Below are 22,201 nucleotides of genomic sequence, written 5' to 3' on the forward strand. Positions count from 1 at the left end.
ACGGCCGATTAACGTTCAGCGCAGCGAAAGCGTCGGGTCTCTAGAAGGCGCGGCATTGCTCGAACCTGCGTCCTTCGAAAGGATGAAGCCGATGACCCGCTCGACGTTTCGTATCGCCCTTGCCGCCCTTCCCCTGCTCGCGCTTGCGGCGCCGATGCCGGCCGCCGCCGGACAGATGAACGATACCGTCGCGACGCTGAACGACCCGGTCGCGCAGGATCGCATGGCCGATACCGTCACCGCGCTGGTCGGCGCGCTGATGAAGCTCAACGTCGGCCCGCTGGCCGAGGCCGTCGCGCGCGTCGATCCGACCTCGGATGCGGCCTATCTCCCGCCCGACGCGACACTCGGCGAAGTCGCCGGGCAGGACGATCCCTATTATGCCGAACGCCTCGGCGACGATGTCCGCGCCACGACGCGCATGGCGGGCCACGCCGCCTCGGCGCTCGCGGCCTATGCGCCCGTTCTCAAGAGCATGGCGCGCGACATGGCAGCGCAGTGGGAACGCGAACGCGACGCCGCGCGGCGGTAACTTCATTCATTTTCCGTCACCCCGGCGAAGGCCGGGGTCTCGACCGATCGCAACAACGCACCAGCGAGATCCCGGCCTTCGCCGGGATGACGGAGTTGTTCGTATAGCCGTTGCGCGGAACGCGTCGCTGCCGCTATGCCAAGCTTATGTGGCAACTCTATCAATTCCCGCTCTGTCCCTTTTCGCGCAAGGTTCGCCTGCTGCTCGGCGAAAAGGGCGTCGGTTATGAACTGGTGCGCGAATCGCCGTGGGAACGGCGCGACGAGTTCATCGACCTGAACCCGGCAGGGCGGACCCCGGTGATGGTCGATGGCGGGCGCGGGCAGGTGCTGATCGACAGCAATGCGATCGCCGAATATTTCGAGGAAACCGTCGAAGGCAAGGCGATGATCAACGGCACCGCGGCGCAGCGTGCCGAGATCCGCCGCCTCGTCGCCTGGTTCGACCAGGATTTCTTCTATGAAGTCACCGGCCCGCTGCTGTTCGAGCGGATGCAAAAGCGCATCGTCCACCGCCAGCCCCCCGACGGCGGTGCGCTGCGCGAGGCGATGAAGGCGGCGAACAACCATCTCGACTATGTCGACTATCTGATCGACCACCGCACCTGGCTCGCCGGCGCGACGATGACGCTCGCCGACCTGACCGCGGCGGCGCATATTTCGGTCGCCGACTATCTGGGCGGCATCGACTGGACCGGGCACGAACAGACGAAGGGCTGGTATTCGGGACTGAAATCGCGACCGAGCTTTCGGCCGCTGCTCGCCGAGCGGATGGAGATCGTGACGCCGCCGAAATATTACGAGGACGTGGATTTTTGACGCGGCGAGGAAGTCGGTGTTCCCCGGCGAAAGCCGGAGTCCATGCCATGTAGCGCTGCGCAGTCTGGGCCCCGGCTTTCGCCGGGGAACACGGACTCAACAGCCCTTGTATTTCCAGTTCCGATCCTTGCCCTCCGCAACCTGCGCGACGATCGTCTCGATGCGTTTGACGCGCGTTTCCTCGCGCTTCGCCTCGAGCACCCACTCGATATAGTCGCGGCGCTTGCCGGGCGAAAAAGCGTCCCAATGCCCTTGCGCCGCGGCATCGGCCTTTAATGCCGTGCCCAGATCTTCCGGCAGGTCGAGCGCGGCTTTCGGCTTCGGCGCCGGCCGCTTGGGCTTGCCCCCGGCGCAGAGCGCCGCGGCTTTCCCGATCCACGCCGCCATCACCTTGTCGCCGGGCAGATCGGCGAGCGACGCCAGCCGCCCCATGCTGCCCATCGCGCCGGTATCGCGCGGCGATCCCGTTACCTCTTCGTCGCGCCAGAAGCCGAAGGTCGCATGTTCCTTGAATGCCGCCATACCGGCCAGATTCTGCCCATTCAGCACGAAATGCGGCACGCCCCATTTCAGCGTCTCTTCGGCGCCCGGCGCGTGCTTGTGCACCAGTTCGCGAAGGTGGTTCAGGATCGGCTGTGCGAAAGCTTGCCGCTTCGCGATATATTCGTCGACGCGCGGGTCGCGGCTCACCCCGCGTGCCTCGCCGCGACAAGATAGTTGAGCGCCTCGCTACCGCCGAGCTTGAAGCCTTTGGCCGGCGACGGCGACAGGCCGGTGCGGTCGATAACCTCCAGCCCCGCACTTTCGAGCAGCTCGGTCAGCTCCTCGGGCTTCAGGAACTGGTCCCAGTCGTGCGTCCCGCGCGGCACAGCGCCGACGCGCTCGGCCGCCTCGACGAGCAGCAGCTTCGACAGCATCGTGCGGTTCGGCGTCGACAGGATCATCAATCCGCCGGGCGCGAGCCGCGCCGCCAGTTCGCAGATGAAGGCCGCGGGATCGGTGACATGCTCGACGACTTCCATCGAGGTTACGAGATCGAACCGACGTTTCACTCTCTTCCCGTTCGTGTCGAGCGAAGTCGAGACACCCCTCGTTCGTGCCTGACCGATGGGCATCTCGACTTCGCTCGATGCGAACGGAATTAGGGATTCCAGATTGGCTAGTTCACCAGCAAAATAGCTGATCGACAGCCCCTGCCCCGCCGCATGCTCTCGCGCCGCCGCGATATTTTCGGGCGCCGCATCGACGCCCGTGACCTTTGCGCCCATCCGGGCGAGCGTTTCGGCGAGCAGTCCGGCGCCGCAGCCGACGTCGATCGCGGTGCGCGCGGCCAGCGGATAGCGCTCGCGTGCGTCGACATGCCAATGCGCGTCGATCCGGTCACGGATGTACGACAGGCGCACGGGGTTGAGCTTGTGCAGCATCGCCGACGAGCCGTGCGGGTCCCACCAGTCGGCGGCGAGCGCCCCGAAATGGGCGGCTTCGTGCGGGTTGATCGTCGCGGCGGTCATGCCCGCGATGTGGCACTATGACTTCGCCCGTGCAAGAAAATCTATCCGCGTGCGGGCGCCGCCGCGCTTGCCATCGGCGCGCCCCTTGCCTAACAGCGCGAGCGCTGCGGAAATCATGGAAAAGTCGCGGCCGGAACCAGAACAGGAAAGCGGGGCGACATGGCGCGGATCGTGATGAAATTCGGGGGCACGTCGATGGCGGGCACCGAGCGGATTCGCACCGTGGCGAAGCTCGTCGCGCGCGAGGTTGCCAATGGCAACGAGGTCGCGGTCGTCGTCTCGGCGATGGCGGGCGAGACCGACCGGCTCGTCAATTTTTGCCGCGAAGCGAACCCGCGCTACGACCCCGCCGAATATGATGTCGTCGTCGCCGCCGGCGAACAGGTAACGTCGGGCCTGCTCGCGCTCACCCTGCAAGCGATGGGCGTTCCCGCGCGCAGCTGGCTCGGCTGGCAGCTGCCGATCCGCACCGAGGAAGCCCACGCCCGCGCGCGCATCATCGACGTCGATACCGGCGCGCTGACCACCGCCATGGCCAAGGGCGAGGTCGCGGTTATTCCCGGCTTCCAGGGCATGATGGACGATGGCCGCGTCTCGACGCTCGGCCGCGGCGGGTCGGACACCAGCGCGGTTGCCGTTGCCGCCGCGGTCAAGGCCGACCGCTGCGACATCTACACCGACGTCGACGGCGTCTACACCACCGACCCGCGCATCGTCGCGCGCGCGCGCAAGCTCGACTATGTGACCTATGAGGAAATGCTCGAACTCGCGAGCGTCGGCGCCAAGGTGCTCCAGACGCGCTCGGTCGGGCTCGCGATGAAGATGGGCGTGCGCGTGCAGGTCCTCTCGAGCTTCGTCGAGGGCGACGAGGCACCCGCAAAAGGCACGATGATCGTCAGCGACGAGGAAATAGAGGAACATCAGATGGAACGGCAGCTGATCACCGGCATCGCCCACGACAAGAATGAAGCAAAGATCATCGTCACGCGCGTCCCCGACAAGCCGGGCGCGGTCGCGAACATCTTCGGCCCGCTCGCCGCCGCGGGGATCAACGTCGACATGATCATCCAGAACGTCGGCCGCGAAAAGGGCGAGACCGACGTGACCTTCACCGTTCCCGGCACCGACCTCCTCCGCTCGATCGACCTGCTCGAAGGCGCAAAGGACAAGATCGGTTTCAACCGCATCATCAGCGACGACAAGGTGGCGAAGATCAGCGTCGTCGGTGTCGGCATGAAGAGCCACGCCGGGGTCGCAAGCACGATGTTCCGCGCGCTGGCCGATCGCGGCATCAACATCCAGGCGATCTCGACCAGCGAGATCAAGGTCAGCGTGCTGATCGACGAAGACGAAACCGAACTCGCGGTGCGCGTCCTCCACACCGCCTACGGGCTCGACGCCGACTAGGCTATTCGGCGGCCAGCGGTTGCAGCTCGCCGCCCGCGCGGCGGCGCAGCCGGGATTGCCCGATGAAATGCACCGCCGCGATGTGGACCGCGAACAGGCCGAATTTCGACGCCAGCGGGAATATCCCGATGAACAGCGGCCACCACGCGGTGAAAAAGAGCGCGACGACGAGGTTCAGTCCGGCGCTCGCGAACATCAGCGCCGCCCAGATCATCCCGAACCGGTCCATCACATCGCCGGCCAGCGCCAACTGTTCGGGCAGGATGTAGCGGTCGAGCCAGCCCTTGCGCAGCATCACGCTGCCGACGATCAGATAGACAATCGTCGGCTTTGCCATCACGAAGCGCGGGTCGCCGGTAAAGAGCGTCGCGGCGGCGGTAAAAAGGACCGAGGCAAGGCTGATCCACTGCAGCGCCGCGACCTTCCTGCCCCGCGCAAGCTCATAGCCGACGACGCCCACCGCCGTGACAGTACCCGCGATCGTCGCAACGACCAGATCGACGCCGAGCCCGAGCAAAACGGCGAAGACGATCACGCCCAGCGAGTCGAACAGCATCGGTCCGACAGCGTATAACAGCGACCTCATATCGACATCCTTTCCGATCGCCCGCGGCGGGGGAGAGCCTGTAGCGGTGACGGGCGACTCAATGTTGTCGTTGTAAACATTGCCGGAGAGGGGTCAAGTGAAATTTACGGTGTTAACATGGCGACGGCGTCCGGCCGCCCCTGCCCTTCCCCGTGCGAGCGTCAGATATCCGCCGCCAGCGTCATCAGAAAACGCCGCGTCTCGTTGAACTTGAAGGACGCGTTCGGCGACACGTTCCAGCCATAGGCGTCGAAGAGATTGGTGACCTGGGCGCGCAAGGTGGCTGGCGCAGCGCCCGCCTGAAAGCGATAGCGAAAGCCGATGTCGACGGTCGTCAGCGGCCGGGTGGTCAACTGCCGTCCGCCGAGTTCGGGATATTCGAGCGCGCTGGCGATCCTTTTTCCCTGGCTGACGACGCCGATGTCGACCGAAAGCGGCGCGAAGAAGGGCAAGCGATAATCGAGGTTGGCGCGGACGATCCGGTTTGCCGTGCCCACCGGCTTCGGGCCGATAATCCCGAAATCCACCGCTTCACCCGAAACATCTGCGTCGAGGAACACCGCGCCCGCGATGACGCTCAGCCCCGGGGCGGGCTGCCCTGCGAGCGACAGTTCGATACCGCGGTGCCGGACCGTCCCGAGTTGGCGGTAGACGCGGTCGGGGTCGATGTTGAAATAGGGTTTGCGCACGTCGAACAGGCCCGCGACGAGGTTGAAGCCCGGGCGGATCGCATAGCGAAGCCCCGCGTCGCGCTGGCTCGTGCGCAGCGCGGGCGGGGCCGCGTTGCGGTTCACCGCATCCGATGGCGCGGTCGCGCTGTCTTCGAGACCGCGCGTATAGCCGGCATAGGCTACCAGTTCGCCGGTAAGATGGAACGCCAGCGTGCCATTGTAGAGCCACGGCCGATCCCTGGTCGTCAGCAGCGGCCGGCCCGGAATCCGGACATTCTTCTCATAATCGGTCTTCTGTATGCCAAGGCTGAGTTCGGCCACCTGCGGCCAGCGCAATTCATAACCGATGCCGCCGGTGATTTGCCGGACATCGTCGCGGGTCAGCGGCCCGAAATCGAAGGCCGGCTGCGGAAGATCGCTTCGCTCGCCGATCGTCGCCGGTCCCAGATCGCGCACGTCGCCGCCGCCATAGGCACGCCGCGTCTCGCGCCCGCGCGCGGCAAGATGGATGATGTGCCGCCGCGATCCTTCGCCAAAGGAATAGGAAGAACGAACGTCCCCCGACTTCGATTTCGCCGCCTGATCCTTCGTCACCACGAGTTGCCGCTGCGCCGAACCATCGCGCCCGACGCCCCGATAGAGTTCGACCGGGTTGAGCTTCACTTCGTTTTCGGACCGGAAGAGACCGGCGCGGATCTGCCAGGCGTCGGAAAGCCGGGCGGCCCCCAGCGCGCCATAGAATTGCCGCCGGACCTCGGTCTGCGTCCAGTCGAGGCCGAAATAGCGCCGTTCGATCTGCGGCGGCAACCAGGGTCCGCCCGAAAAGATGTTGCCGATGTCGAGATCGTCCATGATCGCCGCGCGGGTGTAAAAGGACTTGAATTCGATCTGATCGGCGGGCCGCCAGCGCAGGACGGCGCCGCCCTGCAGCGTCTGGCTGTCTTCGCCGGGGAAATTCTCCTCATAGCGATAGGCGATACCCGCGGCCATGCCGAGGCGGCTGCCGGCAATGGGGATTTGCGCGTCGAGATCGGCGGCCGCGGTCCCATTGGGGCCGAAATAGAACACCGGGCTCAGCACCGCCTCGTCGCCGGGATTGCGGAGCGCATAGTCGGCGATCCCCGTCGGCGCCGGAAAGGCATAACCCTGCGCGGTCAATCCGACCCTGATCGTCGAGCCGCTCGCGATCCGGCTGGTGAAGCCGCCATGTTCGGTGACCGACAGTCCTTCGACGCGGATATTTCCGGCGGTGGCGGGGTTGAAACCCCGGACGTCGCCGACGCCGTAAAGGCCGATCTTTTCGTTCCCGACGCTGGTGCCGAACGCATCATTGGCCGCCCGCACCGCATTCTCGTCGGCGCGCCCGGTCTGCGCGTTGCCAGCCTCGCTTTCCGCCGGCTCCGCCGCGTTTCCGTTTGCGGCCTGTCCCCACGCCCGGGGCGCGGAGGCGAGGAGGATGGCGATGATAGCGACGGACCTTGGCATGGCTTTCACTCCCTTTTCGTCCGTCATCGATGCCGCGCCGCTCCGATCCGCAAAAGTGCCGGAGGTCGCGCCCGCAACCCGTGACTTTTGGCCTATTGGAAGGGGAGCCGCGCTGTGGCAGCATGCGCCGATGGCAGAGCAGCTCAGGTCCCGGCAGCACTGGATTTTCTGCGCCACCGCGCTGGCCGTGTGGTTTGCCTGGGGTTGGCCGGTGCTGCAAAAGCTCATGACCGGCGCAACGATGCGCGGGGCGCCGGTATCGCCGCTGTGGCTGGCGCCATTCGCGCTGTTCGCGCTAGCGGTCTTCGCCGCGATGGTAATGAAGCTGCGCCCCGGCGTGCGCTGGGCGCTGCTGTGCGTCCAGCTTCTCGCGGTCGTGACGATGGCGGTCATCGTTCCCTGGGCCGGAATGTCGACCTTCCTCATCATCATTGCGTGGCAGGTGGCGATGACGACGACGCCCGGCAAAGCGCTGGCGTGGGTGGCGTTTCAGACGCTGGCGATCATCGGCGCGCTGGCGCAGGCGCTGAACCCCGACCTGTGCTGGGTGATCGGTCAGGCCTTTGCGCTGCAACTGCTGCTGGTCTTCACCGCGCAGGCGCTGCGACGGGAAGCGCAAAGCTCGCGAGCGCTGGCCGAGGCGAACCGGGACCTGCGCCAAGCCAATCGCATCGTCGCCAACAGCGTCCGCGATGCCGAGCGCCTGCGCATCTCGCGCGAACTGCACGATGCCTGGGGCCATGAACTGACCGCGCTCGGACTGCAGCTCGAGATCGCAAGCCATGTGACCGAGCCGGGGCGGGCAACCGACCATGTCCGGCAGGCGAAGGCGCTCGCCGCTGCCCTGCTCACCAAGGTCCGCGATGTCGTCGCGACATTACGCGAAGCCGACCGCGGCGACCTGAAGGAGGCGCTGGAGGCGCTGGCGCAGAGTGTGCCCGCACCGACCGTCCATGTCGATTTCGCGCCGGACGTCCACGTCGACCCCGATCAGGCCCACGCCCTGATCCGCTGCGCGCAGGAAGCCATTACCAATGCCGTCAGGCATGCCGGCGCCGCGAACCTTTGGCTGCGGGTGACGGCGGACGACAGCGGCGTGCGCATGATCGCGCGCGACGACGGCAACGCGCGTCCCGCCGCTTCTTCGCCCGGCTCCGGGCTGGTGGGGATGCGCGAGCGGCTGGAATGCCTCGGCGGCAAGCTGACGCTGCGCAGCGGGATCGATTTCGGCTTCACGATCGACGCCTGGTTGCCGTCACGCCCGCCGCAGCCGGCATGATCAGGGTCGTCCTTGTCGATGACCAGACGCTCGTGCGGCAGGGCATCCGCAGCCTGCTCGAACTGCTTCCCGACATAGAGGTTGCGGGAGAGGGGTGCGACGGCGCCGAAGCGCTCGAAAAGGTACCCCAACTCAGACCGGACGTGCTGCTTCTCGACATTCGCATGCCGCGGCTCGACGGCATCGCGGTGCTGGAGGCGCTTCGAAAAGTGGATGCGCTGCCTCCGACATTGATCCTCACGACCTTCGACGACAGCGATGCCGCGATCGCGGCGATCCGGGCAGGCGCCAGGGGCTTGATGCTGAAGGATGTGTCGCTCGAATCGCTTGCCGGAGCCATTCGCGCCCTTGCCGACAACCGGACGGCGTTTCAGCCGGCGATGACCGAAAGCCTGATCGCCGCCATTCAACGCGGTCCGTCAGCATCGCTGGACGACGAGGCCGGCGATGCGCTCACCGCCAGGGAAAAGGAGGTGCTGCACCTGATCTGCGCCGGCTATAGCAACAGGGAAATCGCCGAGCTTCTCGCGATCGCCGAAGGAACGACCAAGAATCACGTCTCCAACCTGCTGCTGAAACTCGACGCCCGCGACAGGACCAGGGCAGCGCTCAAGGCGTTGCAGCAGGGGCATCTGGGTTGAGCATGTCGCCCCTGCTTCGGCTTACAGGGAGAGGAAGAAGTTTGAGGCCTGATCGCCCGGTGCCACCGAATAATAGACCCGCACGAGGCGATCGCCGAAGCTTGCCTTGAAGACATAATTCACGTCGTCCCCCGCCTCGCTGCGCTCGACAAGCTCCAGCTTCGTCAGCGCGCCGAGTTCCTGCAGGTCCTTGACGAAATAGGGAGCTTGGGTGGGGATGAAATTGGCGGGCGCGAGCGGCACGTCCTCGGCACGAAGGCGGCCGGCACGCGCGGCTTCGATCAGCGCCGTCACCTTGCGCGCGACCTCCGGTTCGGGTTTGGGACGCGGCACGGCGACGAGCGCGGGATCCCAGAGCTTCGCCACCCCGTCGACGAAGGTTTCGGTGTTGGCCTCCGCCGAATTGGCGAGGAAGATGATCGCCAGATCGTCGCCCAGATAGCGCGAATAATAGGAACGGAAACCTTGCCATGAGCCGCCATGATGAAGGCGCGGCTTGCCCCCGGCCATGTCGACATCCCAGCCGAAGCCATAGGGATAGGTCTTGCCGCTGTTCAGCCGGACCGGGGTGTAGACCTGCTTCCAGCTCGCGGCGCTCAGCACTTTGCCCTGTTCCACCCCGCGGTTCCACGAAATCAGATCGTCGAGCGAGAAGTAGAGCGAACCATCGGCGGTGGTGTTCATCTTTACCGAGACGAAATCCTGATTCTTGAGCGCGCCGTCGACGACCTCATATCCCGCCGCGCGATTGGGCACGATGTCGCGGTCGCTGATCACGCGCGCGGTCTTCATGCCGAGCGGCTCGAAAATGTCGGTCCTCAAAATATCGCCGTAGAAGCGGCCCGTCGCCCGTTCGATGACGATGCCGAGCATGACGTAGCCGCTGTTGCTGTAGCTGTAGCGCGCGCCGGGCTGGAAGCTGAGCGGCAGCACCGCAAAGCTCTTGATCAGTTCGTCGTCGGTGTAGTTGCGCTTGAAGTCGAAATCTTCGCCGACATTGGGGATGCCCGACGTGTGGGTGAGGAGCTGGCGGATCGTGATCGGACGCCAGCTCGCCGGCGCATCGGGAACATATTTGGTCAGCGGATCGTCGAGGCTCATTTTCCCCTGTTCGACCTGCCGCATCACCGCCGCCGCGGTGAACATCTTGCCCACCGAACCCGACTGGAAAATCGTCTGCGGGGTGACGGCGATATTATGTTCAACGTTGGCGAGGCCATAGCCCTTGGCGAGAACGATCTCGCCCTTGTGCACCACCGCGACCGAGACGCCGGGGATCTTCTCGCTGCGCATTTCCTGCTCGACGAATGCATCGACCTGTTTCCTGAACGTGTCGGGGTCGGGTGCGGCACGCGCCGGTGCGGCGACGCAAACCAGCGCCGCGGCAAAAAAGATCTTCGTCCGTTCGAGCATTCTCTCTCCCCTTCCATCCTGCTTGCCGTCGGTGCGGCTAGCCATTTTCGAGACCATGGGCGGTCCGCGATGCGCCGCCCCAGATATCTTCGGAACACCAGACCATGCCGTCGCGATATTCGACCGCCGGCGACCGGTCGCGCGACAGCAGCAACGGACCGTCGAGGTCGACGATGTCGCAAAGCTGGCCGACGATGAAGGCGGGCGCCATGGCCAGCGAGGTGCCGAGCATGTTGCCGACCATCACCTGCATCCCCCGCGCCCGGACGGCTTCGACCATCGCCAGCGCCTCGGTAAGGCCGCCGCACTTGTCGAGCTTGATGTTGACGACCGAAAAGGCGTCGGGCAGCGTCGCGATCGATGCCAGCCCCTGCGCGCTTTCGTCGGCGGCGAGCGGGATCGGCGAGGCGAAGCCGTCGAGGTCCGCGTCGCGGTCGAGCGGCAGCGGCTGCTCGATGAGTTCGACCCGCGCTTCCACCAGCGCCGGCATGATCTGCTCGAGCGTCGCGCGCGAGAATCCCTGATTGCCGTCGACGCCCAGCCATATATCGGGACGCGCCGCTCTCGCCGCGCGGACACGGGCGGCATCCTGCCCGTCGCCGATCAGCTTGAGCTTGATCGCGCGCGCACCGGCATATTCCTTCGCCCGTTCGCCCACGACCGCGGGCGGCTCGGCGCCGATGGTCCAGGTGGTCAGACGTGGTTTCGGGGCACGAACCCCGGCCTCTTGCCAGACCGGCCGGCCCGAGCGGGCGGCATCGATATCCCACAGCGCGCAGTCGAGCGCATTGCGCGCGCCGCCGGGCGGCAGCAGCGACTGGAGCCGCTGCCGGTCCATGCCCGAACCGAAGGCGTCCTGCATCGACGCGATCGTGGCCGCGACGCTCGCCGGCGTATCGCCAAGATAATCGACCCCCGCCGCTTCGCCCCGTCCGCGATAGTCGCCATCGCTCAGCGTCACAACGACGACCTCGATCGCCTCATAGGTCCAGCCCGTGATGCGGAACGGGTGAACGAGGGGCCAGGTTTCGACGCGGACCGCGATATCCATGACGCTGCCTTTGCCTCAATCAATCGAAGGTGGCGGCAATATGCGCGACCAGCGCCGCCGGTCCCGTCGCCACCGGGTCGAAGCACGGGAGACCGAAGCGATCGGACACGGCCGCCAGATGATCCGCCCGCGCGTCGGCGGGCAACGCCGAGCAATTGATGCTGATCCCCGCGCAGCGAACCGCGGGATTGATCCGCCGCGCCATGCCCAGATTGGCCTCGATGCATTCGGCGAGCCCGGGCAGCGGGAAATCGGGATAGCCGTCGACATGCGTCCGGCCTTCGGCATGACAGAGAACGATCGCATCGGGCTGCGAACCGTGCAGCAGGCCGAGCGCCACCGCGGCATAGGCCGGATGAAACAGCGACCCCTGTCCCTCGATGACGTCCCAATGGTCGCGGTCGTTGTCCGGTGACAGCGTTTCCGCGGCTCCGGAGACGAAATCGGACACGACCGCGTCGATCGGCACGCCTTCGCCCGCGATCAATATCCCGGTCTGACCCGTCGCGCGAAAGGTCGCCTTCATGCCGTGGGCCTTCATGTCGCGCGCGATCGCGAGCGCGCTGTATTTCTTGCCGACCGCGCAATCGGTGCCGACCATCAGCATGCGGCGGCCCGACCGTTTGCGGCCCGAACCCACGGGAAAGCTTCGCCCGGGGTCCCGGACGTCGAACAGCGAAGCGCCCGAGGCGCGGGCGGCCGCCGCGATTTCGGGAATGCTGCCGAGGCGAACATGCATGCCGCTCGCGATATTGAGACCGGCGCCGAGCGCGGCGACGATCGGGGCGATCCATTGCGGCGCAATGGCGCCGCCGAAAGGTGTAACACCGATGACGAGCGTCTCGGCGCCGGCGGCCCGCGCCTGCGCAAAGTCCATGTCCTCGAGGCCCATGTCGATGCCGCAGGACGGCAGGCGCCACTGCCCCACGCAGCGTTCGCGCGACCAGTCGACCAATCCGCAAGCGGTCTTCGCGTCGAGCCGGTCGGCGACATCGCCCAGAAACAGCAGATATTTCCCCGGGATGATCATTCGGCCGTCTTTCCTGAAAAATGGACGCGAAGCCGCGCCCGTCGCTGGAATGGCTTGCTAGTAATAAAAATTACTATAACGTGTCAATCGGTAAAAAACTAACATGACATCGAATCCGGAGAGAGCGGTTGAAAACCTTCATACCCCCTGCCAGCCTGCCTGCCCTGCCACCCTGCCCCGCCGCCCGCGCGCGGAGGCTGCCATGACGCCTTTCGCCCGCAAGACCATTGCCGCGCTGCAGGCGAGCACGCGCGAGAATGGCGACGCCCTCGCGCCGAAGATCGGCCTGTTCGCCCTCGTCTGTTTCGGGGTCGGCGGCACCGTCGGGGCCGGCATCTTCATCCTCACCGGCACCGTCGCCGCGCAGCATTCGGGCCCGGCGGTGGCGCTGTCCTTCCTCATCGCGAGCGTCGTCTGCCTGCTCGCCGGGCTCTGCTATGCCGAGTTGGCGGCGATGATGCCGGTCGCGGGCAGCGCCTATTCCTATACGCACGCCTCGATGGGCGAGGCCGCGGCGTGGGCGGTCGCCTGGTGCCTCGTCCTCGAATATCTGTTCGCGGGCGCGCTGGTCGCCATCGGGTGGTCGGCCTATCTCCAGGCCGCGCTGCACGACATCGGCGTGGTGTTTCCGGCGATCTTTTCGCAGGCTCCCTTCTCGATCTCGGCCGACCGTCATCTGGTCGCGACCGGCTCGATCATCGACCTTCCCGCAGCGCTGGTGACCCTCGCCTGCATGGCGATGCTGCTGCGCGGCACCGACTTTTCGGCCCGGATCAACAATCTCATCGTCGTCGTAAAGATCGCCGCGATGCTGCTCGTCGTCGCGACGGGCTTCGCCTTCGTCGATCCCGCCAACTGGTCGCCCTTCATCCCGGCCAACGAAGGCGTCTTCGGTCGCTTCGGCTGGTCGGGCGTGATGCAGGGCGCCGGAGTACTCTTCTTCGCCTATGTCGGTTTCGATGCCGTTTCGACGCTGGCGCAGGACGTCCGCAATCCCCAGCGCACGGTGCCGCAGGCCCTGCTCGCGTCGGTGGGCGTGACGACCCTGCTCTATGCCCTTGTCGGGCTCGTGATCACCGGGCTGGTCAGCTATCGCCTGCTCAACGTCGCCGATCCGATCTATGTCGCGCTCAACAGCGCCGGCCCCGGTCTGGCGTGGACCAAGCTGATCGTCGGTTTCGTCGCAATCGCCGGGCTGGTTTCGGTGCTGCTCGTCACCCTTTTGGGTCAGGTGCGGATTTTTTATGCGATGGGCCGCGACGGCTTGTTGCCCCCCGCCTTCACGCGTGCGCGGCCCGGCAGTTCGGTGCCCTATGCCGGAACGCTGGTAACCGGCCTCGTCGCCGCGCTCGCGGCGGGCGTGCTCCCGCTCAACCTGCTCGGCGAGCTGATTTCGATGGGCACGCTGTTCGCGTTCGTGATGGTCTCGGCCAGCGTCCTCGTCCTGCGGCGCCGCGAACCGGACGTAGCACGGCCCTTCCGCGTGCCCTTCTATCCGTGGATCCCGATCCTCAGCATCATCGCCTGTGTCTATCTGATGTGGACGCTGCCGCAGGATACGTGGATCCGGCTGATCGTCTGGCTGGCGATCGGCGGCGGCATTTACTGGCTCTATGGCCTGCGCCGCCGGAAAACGGGATAGACACCGCAAGGCTCGACATGCGGGACATTTTTCTACAGACCGGAGTTTCCGAAAGAAAATTGTCGCGGCTGCCCGTCCGCCGGGCGACATTTCGTCAGCGAGGACGATAAGGATGCGCGCTTTTTCCCGAATGGGCTTTCGGTGACCGGGGCGACCGCCGATCTGCGCCGCGCCGGTCGCGAAGCGCTGGCGATGGGGAATGTCGAGGCGGTCCGGCGGGTTGCGGCAGCGCTGCAGTCCGCGCCCGGCGGGGCTGCCGAAGCATATTTCCTGCTTGCTGTCGTCGAAGCAGGGACGGGGCGCACCGCGGCGGCGCTGGAACTGATCAGAGCGGCGGTCGCCCACGCACCGAGCGCCGAATATGAAGCGCAACTGGCCCGCCTGCTCCTGTCGGCAGGCCGCGATGGCGAGGCACGGGAGGCAGCGATCCGCGCCGAAACGCTGCGGCCCACGGATGCCCTGACGTTCGACACGCTGGGCTGCGTCCACACGCGGCTGGGGTCGCATGCCGACGCTCTGCGCCTTTTCGAACAGGCGGTCGCGCACGCGCCGGGCAATCGGAATTTCCGGTACAATCTGGCGGTAGAGCTGGGCTTTGCCGGAGAGACCGACGAGGCAGAACGGCATTTCGATGTGATCCTCGCCGCCGCGCCAACCGACGGCCGCGCGCATTTCGCCCTGTCCGGGCTGCGGCGCCAGACGCCGGAGCGCAACCATATCGCGCGGCTCGAACAGGCGCTGGCCGTGGCGCAAAATCCCGACAACCGGCTGCGTATCGGCTTCGCGCTCGGCAAGGAATATGAGGAATGCGGGCAGCCGGCCGAGGCCTTGCGGCACCTTCAGCAGGCTGGCGAGCAAAGGAAGGAGCAATCCGGCTATACCTTCGCGCGCGACGCGCGGCTGTTCGATACCGTCGAGCATCTGTTCGCCGGACGCCCGCCGCTGAGCGGGAGCAGCGACCCCGCAGCGCAACCGATCTTCGTCGTGGGAATGCCGCGGACCGGGACGACGCTCGTCGACCGCATCCTGTCCTCGCATGCCAAGGTGCGGTCGGCGGGCGAGCTTGCGGCGATGCCGCTCGCGATCAAACAGGCCGCCGCCACGCGCACCCGAGCAGTCGCCGATGCCGAAACCATAGCCGCGGCGCGGGGACAGGCGGCAAGCGACGTCGCCGCCTTCTATCTCGCCCGCGCCCGGCAACAGCCGGCGGTCGAGGGGCAGCGCTTCGTCGACAAGCTGCCGTTCAATTTCCTGTATGTCGGCTTTATCCGGCAGGCGTTTCCCGCCGCGAAGATCGTCTGCCTGCGCCGCGACCCGATGGACACCATCTGGAGCAATTACCGGCATCTTTTCGCCGACGGCTCGGCATTCCACGATTATTCCTACGACCCCGAGGATATCGCCCGCTATTATCTGCGCTTCGACCGGCTGATCGCCTTCTGGCGCGAGAAATTTCCCGGTGCGGTGCTCGAACTCGGTTACGAAGATCTGATCCGCGACCAGGCCGGCGAGACGCGCCGGCTACTCGATCATTGCGAACTCGACTGGGACGAAAACTGCCTCCACTTTCACGAGCAGGACGGAGCGGTGGCGACGCCGAGCGCCGCGCAGGTCCGGCGGCCGCTGAACGCCGACGCGATCGGCCAGTGGCGTCCCCATGCCGACGCACTCGGCGCCGCGCGCCGGCTGATCGAGGACGCGGCGCCGGGCATGACCCGGCCCGGTTCGGCCTAGAATTTGAACCGGCCTTCGATCCCGAAGGTCCGCGGATTGATCACCGCGCGTGAATAATAGCGGACCGCAAAGCCGTCGTTGACGCCGATGCGCGAACGGTCGGCGCCGATCGAGACCACCGCATATTTGTCGAAGATATTGTTCGCCCACAGCGAGAGGTCGTATTTCTCCGTGCTGTAGGTGAGCGACGCGCGATGCGTGACATAGCTGGGGATGAGTTCGCCATAGGTTCGTTCCCAGCCGAGGCGCGAGACGACATTGCCGCGGTACACGGCGGTCCAGTTGGCGATCAGTTCGGCATCGCCGAGCGGCCTTGTATAGGTCACGCCGAGGCTGCCGGCATTTTTGGCCGACCCCGGCAAGCGGTCGCCAGCGAGGGCGTCGAGCGCCACGACCGGCGACGAATAATCGCCGGGGATGGTGCGAATGCTGATGATCCCCGGCGCGTCCGACGTCAGCTTTGCATCGACGTAGGAATAGGTCCCTTGGATGCTGAGTTCGCGCGTCGGGCGCGCGGTGAAGGAGGCCTCGAAACCCTGCGAACGCGCCGAACCGCCATTGCCGGTAATGCCGACCGCGCCATAGGTCGTTTCGGTACCGAGCTGCAGTCCATTCCAGTTGATGCGGAAGACGTCGAAATGGAAATGGAGCTTCCGGTCGAACAGCTCGCCGCGCAGGCCGATCTCGATATTCTTCGTCGTATCGGGCCCATATTGAAGTTCGTCGGGCAGCGCGCACGCATTCTGCTGGTCCGGCGGCACCGGATCGGGGCACGGCGCGACGTAGTTCGGACCGCCGAGACGATAGCCCTTGCTGTACGTCGCATAGACCATCAGGTCGGGGGTGATCTTGTAGGAGCTGTTGAACTTCCACACCCATCCCGACTTGCCCGCCGTCCCGCCTTCCTGCGGCAGTTCGTCGGGGTCGAGCGGGTCGCCGAGCAGCGGCAGCACGATCGCGCCGGCCAGCCGCGAACTATATTTGAAATAGCGCGCGCCCGCCGTCACCTGCCAGGCGGGGGTCACCTGATAGGTGAGTTCGCCGAAGGCCGCCTTTTCGGTGACCTTGCCGCGGGTGATGCTGGCATATTCGATATCGTCGGGGTTGGTGTCGCCGACGCCGTAGAAATCGGCGAGGCCCGGCGCGATTTCGACATAGGGATAGGATGAGGTCTGCTTGTTGTAAAATCCGCCGATCGTCCAGCTGAACGGCCCGCCGTGGCGGGAGACCAGCCGGATTTCGTCATTATATTGTTCGGTATTGTTGTCGCGGATCAAATAGGCGGAAAAGGCGGGAAAGGCTTCATAGCCGAGCTCGAGATCGAGCAGCTGGTCGGTCTGATCCTTCACCTCGCGGACTTTCCGGTTGGTATAGGCCGTCGTCGCCACGAGATCGGCGATGTCCCAGAGGTTGGCGTTGAGTTCGAGGCTTACCAGATGGGCGTGGCGCCGATGCGGTTCGACGTAGCGCGATCCATTCTCATAGGGGCCTGTGCCGAGCACACCGGCGCTGTTCGCCTGGCGGCCGTTCGTCCGCGTCTGCTGATAGACATAGGTCAATATGGCTTTGACGTTCGGATTATACTGAAGGAGCAACTGGTTGCGCGTCGTATAGGTGCGTTCGAAATTGACGTCCCTCACCATGCGCAGATTGGCCGCATAGTCGGGGCCGATCGCGTTGCCGGTGCCGCCCGCCTGCGGCAGCGACACACCGGGTTCCTGAAGGACGAGCGGATAGTCGATGAAGCCCGGGTCGAAATAATAGCCCGAGGCGGTACGGAACGCCACATGATCGCGGACGAGCGGGATGTTGAGCATGAAGTCGCCCTGAAAGCCGACGTCCTTCGAATGATCCTTGCCATAGACGCGCGAGTGCACCTCGGCCTCGAAACGGTCGGGGTTGGGGCGCTTCGGAATGTAACGGATCGCGCCGGCCAGCGTGCCGACGCCGTATAGCGTGCCCTGCGGCCCGAGCAGCGTTTCCACCCGCTCGAGATCGAGCAGCTTGAAATCATAATAGAGCGGCACTTCACCGAGATAGATGCCCAACGTATTGTCGCCGTCCGAACCGCTGTCGCCGGTATCGTCCGCGCTGATGCCGCGCAGGACGATCGAGCCGGTCGATGTCGGGCCGGTGTCGCTGATCGTGATCCCCGGCGTGAAGTCGGCGATATCGCGCACGTCGTCGATGCGCTGTTTTTCGAGCATGTCGGCCGAGATCGCGCTGATGTTGATCGGCGTGTCCTGCAGCGTCGTTTCGCGCCGGGTCGCGGTCACCACAATCTCTTCGGACCCGGCCGATGCACCAGCGTCCTGCGCCATAGCCCCCGTCGTCAGCATGCAGCCGGTCAGGAATGTCGCCGAATTGAGCGCGACCTTGAGCCTGTTATTCATGTCCTGTCCGCCTCCCATGCGTGTCTTGTCGCCCGCTGTTGCGAGTCATTCGGTCGTTGAAATTCAGTCGGCGCGCCCCCCGGCGGCCGGCCAGGGGGTCGAATGGCCGCGGCGGACGACGCGGCCCGGCCGCTCGCCCGTCGCCTTGCCGTCGACGAAGCTCAGCACGCCGTTGACCCAGACGCGGCGCATGCCGGTCGCGACCGCGCCGGGATTTTCCGTCGTCGCATTGTCGCGAATGGTATCGGGGTCGAAGAGGATCAGGTCGGCAATCGCCCCGACGCGGATTTCACCGCGATCGGCGATACCCATGTGCCGCGCCGCCAGCGAACTCATCTTCCTGATCGCCTCGCCGAGGCTCAGCAGCTTCTGTTCGCGGACATAGACGCGCAGTATCTTGGCGAACGGCCCGGCGCCGCGCGGGTGCAGATCCTCGAAGGCCCCATCGGACGAAATATTGGCATGCGGCCACGCGATCAGCTTCGCGATGTCGCCCTCGTCCATGCTGGTACCGATGACGCTGATATCGCCGTCCTTGGCGCGCGCCGCCCGAATGAGCGAAATGACGGTGGTGACCGGATCCTCTCCGCGCTCGGCCGCAATCTGCGCCACCGTCTTGCCGACATGCGACGCATCGCCGCTGTCGCCCGAGATCAGCAGCCCTTCGGGCGGCGCCAGATGGCCGAGGACGAATGCCGCCGTCGCGCGATTGTCGAAATCGCGCTCGGGCCAGAGGACGGTCAGCGTCGACTGCCAATAGGGATAGGGGTAGATATCGAGCGACGCGTCGATCCCTTCGGCCCGCGCCGCATCGAGCTTTGCGAGGTAGCGGTCGGCCTGCCCCCACCAGTCGGTCATACCGAGCTTGGCGTGGCTCACTTGTACCGGCATGCCCGTTTCGCGGCCGATCGTGATCAGCTCGTCGAGCGCGGCCCAAAGCTCGCGATCCTCGCTGCGCATATGGCTGATATAGCGTCCGCCGAATTTCGCGGCTTCGGATGCAAGGGCGAGCACTTCGGCGTGCGAGGAATAGATCGCCGGATCATATTCGAGCCCGGTCGAGAGCCCGAGCGCCCCGGCGCGCATGTCGGCGTCGAGCAGCGCGCGCATGCGGTCGACCTCGGCCGGCGTCGCCTCGCGCTTGTAGTCGGACCCGAGCACCTCGCCGCGCAACGTTCCGTGGCCGGAATAGGATGCGATGTTGACGGCGGCCGGATGCGCCTCGCGCTCGGCGAACAGCTTCGCGACGGGGAACTCCGAGCCGCCGTCCTGTCCGAATACGACCGTCGTCACCCCCTGCGCGAGCAGCTGTGTCGCGTCGAGATGCTCGCCGAGTTTCTCGTCATGATGGCTGTGCGTGTCGATGAAGCCCGGCGCCAGAACAAGGCCGCGGCCGTCGATGACGATATCGTCCTTTTGCGGCGTCAGATTGCCGACCGCCACGATCCGGTCGCCGTCGATACGGACATCGGCCGGAGCCGTCTGGGCATCGCGGCCGTTGGCCACCGTCGCCGACCGGATCAGGGTCGCAGCGTAGCAATTGGTTGCCGTCGATACGGCAAGGCCGAGGGCGAGCAGAGTCTTCCAGCGCATGCCGGGTGTTTAATTTACTGTCTTTTATCAGTCAACGATAAAAAGTTGTCATCGTGTCTACGATACACCAAGCAATGGCCCCATACGAAAAACTGCCGGATGCAGGCTATGTTGCCATATTCGTGCGATCCATTTCTGACGGGAAGGTTTGCAAGTCAGAAACGAGATGCGATACGAGACAAGCGCTCAGGGCAAGAAGCCCGGCCGCTCGCGGTTCCATATCGAAAGGACGATCGTGTTCGACCTGCTCACGCTTCGCGATACCGACGACGATGCAGCGCATCGACTGCTCCGCGCGGTGTTTGGCAATGGCGAAACGCACGCGGCTTCGGTAAGCCGCTTTTCATGAACACGAAGAGCGGCGCTGGCCTGACCGAAATGATCGAGGACAAGATCGCGACGCTGAGCGACGCCGAACGCGTCGTCGCCAACTTCCTCCTGTCCGACCGGCAGAATATTCCGTTCGAGACCGCGGTCTCGGTCGCCCAGAAGGTCGGCGTGAGCCCGGTGACGGTCGGCCGTTTCTGCCGGCGCGTCGGCTTCCGCAATTTCCGCGAACTGAAGGCCGCGCTGCGGTACGATATCGGTTCCGAGCCTTGGCCATCGTCCACTCCCCGCAGTTCCAGCGGCGGGAGCGAGGCCTTGCTGAAGCGCGACCGCGACATGGTGATCGCGGCGATCAGCGAGGTCTACCAGCTGGCGGGCACCGCCGAATGGAATGCGATCGTCTCCATCCTCGATTCGAGCGAAGAGGTGCTGGTCGCGGGTTTCCAGACCGAGCGCGGCATTGCGGAGCATTTTGCGCACACGCTGCAATATGTCCGGCCGGGCGTCCGGATGGCCGATCTGGCCGCGGGCAGCTTCGCCGACATCCTCACCGAAAGCGGGCGCGGGAAATGCGTCGTCATCGTAGAAATCCGCCGCTACTCGCGCCAGGCGAAGCTGCTTGCTGAACGAGCGGCGGCGGCGGGTTTCACGATCGTCATCGTCACCGACAAATTCTGCCATTGGGCAAAGGAGTACACGCCGCACGTCCTTGCGCTGCCCGACGAAAGCGCACTGTTCTTCGCGACGCTCGTCCCGATGGTCTCTGCCCTCACTCTCCTCGTTCAGGAAGTCGTGCTGCGCCGCGGCGACGCCGCCAAGCCCCGGCTCGATCTGGTATCCGAACTCTATCAGGAGTTCACCGGGCATGTCGGCCAGAAGCGCAGCCGCAACAGCCGCGAAGAGCCCGACGCATCGTCCTGACAGCCTGAGCCAACCCGGCGCTGCCACGCCGGAGCGCCCCGCCCGCCTGGCCATCCTCAGCTCCGCGCCCGCGCGGAGATCGTGCTGCTACGTCCTCGGCGGGTGACCGGACGTATCTGACCCAAGGCTGTTGACCTTAACGAGTGAGCATTATAATGCTCATTAAGATGCAGTTTACTGCACACACTAAGTTCGACCGACTTCGGGGAGATTCGCATGTCCACGCTTCCGCTCGTTCTCGACGATCGCGCCGTCGCGGCTGCGCTGGAGACGATCGACGTCGCCGCCGAGCTGGCCGTCATGTTCGCCGGGCTCGCCAACGGGCGCGCGGCCCAGCCACCGCAGACGCTGACGCTGTTTCCGGACGGGATGGGAGACTTCATCGCCTATCTCGGCGCGCTGGCCGACCGCGCCGTGTTCGGCGCCAAACTCTCCCCTTATCTGCCGCGCGACGGCGGCGCGCTGGTGACGGCGTGGACGGTAATCCTGTCGATGGAGACGGGAGCGCCGCTGCTGCTTTGCGACGCCAAGCGGCTGACCACCGAGCGCACCGCCGGCACGACCGCGCTGGCGGTCGATCTGCTGGCGAGACCCGACGCCCGTTCGCTCGCGGTCATCGGGACGGGCCCGGTCGGCCTTGCCCACCTGCGCCACGTCGGGCCGCTGCGCGACTGGGCCCGTGTGACCTTATGCTCGCCGGGCGCGACCGAGCGGCAGGACCTGCCCCGCACGCTCGACAGCGGATGCCCGGTCATAGTGGAGACCGATCCCGGCCGCGCCATCGCCGACGCCGACGTCATCCTGCTCTGCACCTCTTCGGGCGCGCCGGTGATCGACGTCGATCGAGCAAAGGCCGACGCGCTCATCACCTCGATCAGCACCAACGCGGCCGACGCGCACGAGATCGACCCCGCGGCGCTCGCGGCGATGGAGGTCTATTGCGACTATGCGCCCACCGCACCGCTGTCGGCCGGCGAGATGAAGCTGGCGATCGCGGCGGGCCTATGGTCGGCCGACGCGCTGCGCGGCGACCTCCCCGCACTGATGGTCGGCAGGGCGCCGCAGCCGACCGGCAGCAAGCGTATCTTTTTCCGCTCGATCGGCCTCGGCCTTGAAGATGTCGCGCTCGCCGATGCGGTGCACCGTGCAACCCGAAAGGAAGGATGA

19 protein-coding genes are annotated in these 22,201 nt (G+C 65.7%); 10 read left to right on the top strand and 9 right to left on the bottom strand.

Annotation, left to right across the window (positions count from 1 at the left end; genetic code table 11):
- The first annotated feature begins 91 nt into the window (after window positions 1-91).
- Complete coding sequence (locus AN936_RS13790) at window positions 92-532, top strand: hypothetical protein (RefSeq protein WP_054590296.1); 441 nt, start codon at window positions 92-94, stop codon at window positions 530-532.
- Window positions 533-678: 146 nt separating this feature from the next.
- On the top strand, window positions 679-1,350 hold the full coding sequence (locus AN936_RS13795; RefSeq protein ID WP_054588640.1) for a glutathione S-transferase family protein: 672 nt from the start codon (window positions 679-681) through the stop codon (window positions 1,348-1,350).
- A 96-nt stretch (window positions 1,351-1,446) separates the two neighbouring features.
- Here AN936_RS13795 and AN936_RS13800 read toward each other — a convergent pair whose 3' ends face one another.
- Together AN936_RS13800 and ubiG are read right to left on the bottom strand one after the other, a co-directional pair.
- Window positions 1,447-2,040 (bottom strand): YdeI/OmpD-associated family protein, encoded by a 594-nt coding sequence (locus tag AN936_RS13800; protein ID WP_054588641.1) that lies wholly within the window; start codon window positions 2,038-2,040, stop codon window positions 1,447-1,449.
- The gene (ubiG, locus tag AN936_RS13805) at window positions 2,037-2,861 is read right to left on the bottom strand and encodes a bifunctional 2-polyprenyl-6-hydroxyphenol methylase/3-demethylubiquinol 3-O-methyltransferase UbiG (protein WP_054588642.1); all 825 of its coding nucleotides are present in this window, start codon (window positions 2,859-2,861) and stop codon (window positions 2,037-2,039) included. The genes AN936_RS13800 and ubiG overlap by 4 nt, the downstream gene beginning before the upstream one ends.
- A gap of 159 nt (window positions 2,862-3,020) precedes the next feature.
- Between ubiG and AN936_RS13810 the strand changes: the two genes are divergently transcribed.
- The gene (locus AN936_RS13810) at window positions 3,021-4,268 is read left to right on the top strand and encodes an aspartate kinase (protein ID WP_054588643.1); all 1,248 of its coding nucleotides are present in this window, start codon (window positions 3,021-3,023) and stop codon (window positions 4,266-4,268) included.
- 1 nt (window position 4,269) lies between these two features.
- On the opposite strand, the gene AN936_RS13815 is transcribed toward AN936_RS13810, so the two are convergent.
- Window positions 4,270-4,854, bottom strand: a complete 585-nt coding sequence (locus tag AN936_RS13815) for an inner membrane-spanning protein YciB (protein ID WP_054588644.1) — start codon at window positions 4,852-4,854, stop codon at window positions 4,270-4,272.
- Window positions 4,855-5,015: 161 nt separating this feature from the next.
- The gene (locus tag AN936_RS13820; RefSeq protein ID WP_054588645.1) at window positions 5,016-7,010 is read right to left on the bottom strand and encodes a TonB-dependent receptor domain-containing protein; all 1,995 of its coding nucleotides are present in this window, start codon (window positions 7,008-7,010) and stop codon (window positions 5,016-5,018) included.
- A 130-nt stretch (window positions 7,011-7,140) separates the two neighbouring features.
- Between AN936_RS13820 and AN936_RS13825 the strand changes: the two genes are divergently transcribed.
- Complete coding sequence (locus tag AN936_RS13825) at window positions 7,141-8,289, top strand: sensor histidine kinase (RefSeq protein WP_158500095.1); 1,149 nt, start codon at window positions 7,141-7,143, stop codon at window positions 8,287-8,289.
- Window positions 8,286-8,930, top strand: a complete 645-nt coding sequence (locus AN936_RS13830) for a response regulator (protein WP_054588647.1) — start codon at window positions 8,286-8,288, stop codon at window positions 8,928-8,930. The genes AN936_RS13825 and AN936_RS13830 overlap by 4 nt, the downstream gene beginning before the upstream one ends.
- A gap of 21 nt (window positions 8,931-8,951) precedes the next feature.
- Here the strand turns inward: AN936_RS13830 and AN936_RS13835 are convergent, their stop codons facing one another.
- The 3 genes from AN936_RS13835 to AN936_RS13845 are packed head-to-tail and all read right to left on the bottom strand — an operon-like array spanning window position 8,952 to window position 12,424.
- The gene (locus AN936_RS13835) at window positions 8,952-10,343 is read right to left on the bottom strand and encodes a serine hydrolase domain-containing protein (protein WP_054588648.1); all 1,392 of its coding nucleotides are present in this window, start codon (window positions 10,341-10,343) and stop codon (window positions 8,952-8,954) included.
- Between the two features lie 37 nt (window positions 10,344-10,380).
- Window positions 10,381-11,394 (bottom strand): dipeptide epimerase, encoded by a 1,014-nt coding sequence (locus AN936_RS13840; RefSeq protein ID WP_054588649.1) that lies wholly within the window; start codon window positions 11,392-11,394, stop codon window positions 10,381-10,383.
- Window positions 11,395-11,413: 19 nt separating this feature from the next.
- Window positions 11,414-12,424, bottom strand: coding sequence for a DUF1611 domain-containing protein (locus AN936_RS13845; RefSeq protein ID WP_054588650.1), 1,011 nt, complete (start codon window positions 12,422-12,424; stop codon window positions 11,414-11,416).
- 202 nt (window positions 12,425-12,626) lie between these two features.
- On the opposite strand from AN936_RS13845, the gene AN936_RS13850 reads away from it, so the two are divergent.
- Both AN936_RS13850 and AN936_RS13855 read left to right on the top strand, forming a co-directional pair.
- A complete protein-coding gene (locus tag AN936_RS13850) occupies window positions 12,627-14,066 on the top strand; it encodes an APC family permease (protein WP_054588651.1) in 1,440 nt (479 codons plus the stop codon).
- Between the two features lie 141 nt (window positions 14,067-14,207).
- The gene (locus AN936_RS13855; protein WP_234715574.1) at window positions 14,208-15,800 is read left to right on the top strand and encodes a tetratricopeptide repeat-containing sulfotransferase family protein; all 1,593 of its coding nucleotides are present in this window, start codon (window positions 14,208-14,210) and stop codon (window positions 15,798-15,800) included.
- Here the strand turns inward: AN936_RS13855 and AN936_RS13860 are convergent.
- Together AN936_RS13860 and AN936_RS13865 are read right to left on the bottom strand one after the other, a co-directional pair.
- A complete protein-coding gene (locus AN936_RS13860; protein WP_054590298.1) occupies window positions 15,797-18,193 on the bottom strand; it encodes a TonB-dependent receptor in 2,397 nt (798 codons plus the stop codon). The genes AN936_RS13855 and AN936_RS13860 overlap by 4 nt on opposite strands.
- A 63-nt stretch (window positions 18,194-18,256) precedes the next feature.
- Entirely contained in the window at window positions 18,257-19,786 is a 1,530-nt protein-coding gene (locus tag AN936_RS13865; RefSeq protein ID WP_054588652.1) for an N-acyl-D-amino-acid deacylase family protein, read from the bottom strand.
- Between the two features lie 166 nt (window positions 19,787-19,952).
- Between AN936_RS13865 and AN936_RS13870 the strand changes: the two genes are divergently transcribed.
- The 3 genes from AN936_RS13870 (at window position 19,953) to AN936_RS13880 (ending at window position 22,201) form a co-directional block, all read left to right on the top strand.
- Entirely contained in the window at window positions 19,953-20,135 is a 183-nt protein-coding gene (locus AN936_RS13870; protein ID WP_054588653.1) for a hypothetical protein, read from the top strand.
- A complete protein-coding gene (locus tag AN936_RS13875) occupies window positions 20,132-21,034 on the top strand; it encodes a MurR/RpiR family transcriptional regulator (protein WP_054588654.1) in 903 nt (300 codons plus the stop codon). Before AN936_RS13870 ends, AN936_RS13875 begins: the two co-directional genes overlap by 4 nt.
- Window positions 21,035-21,250: 216 nt before the next feature.
- Complete coding sequence (locus AN936_RS13880; protein ID WP_054588655.1) at window positions 21,251-22,201, top strand: ornithine cyclodeaminase family protein; 951 nt, start codon at window positions 21,251-21,253, stop codon at window positions 22,199-22,201.

The sequence above is a fragment of the Sphingopyxis macrogoltabida genome, from assembly GCF_001307295.1.
In the GTDB taxonomy this organism is placed as follows: Bacteria; Pseudomonadota; Alphaproteobacteria; order Sphingomonadales; family Sphingomonadaceae; genus Sphingopyxis; species Sphingopyxis macrogoltabida_B.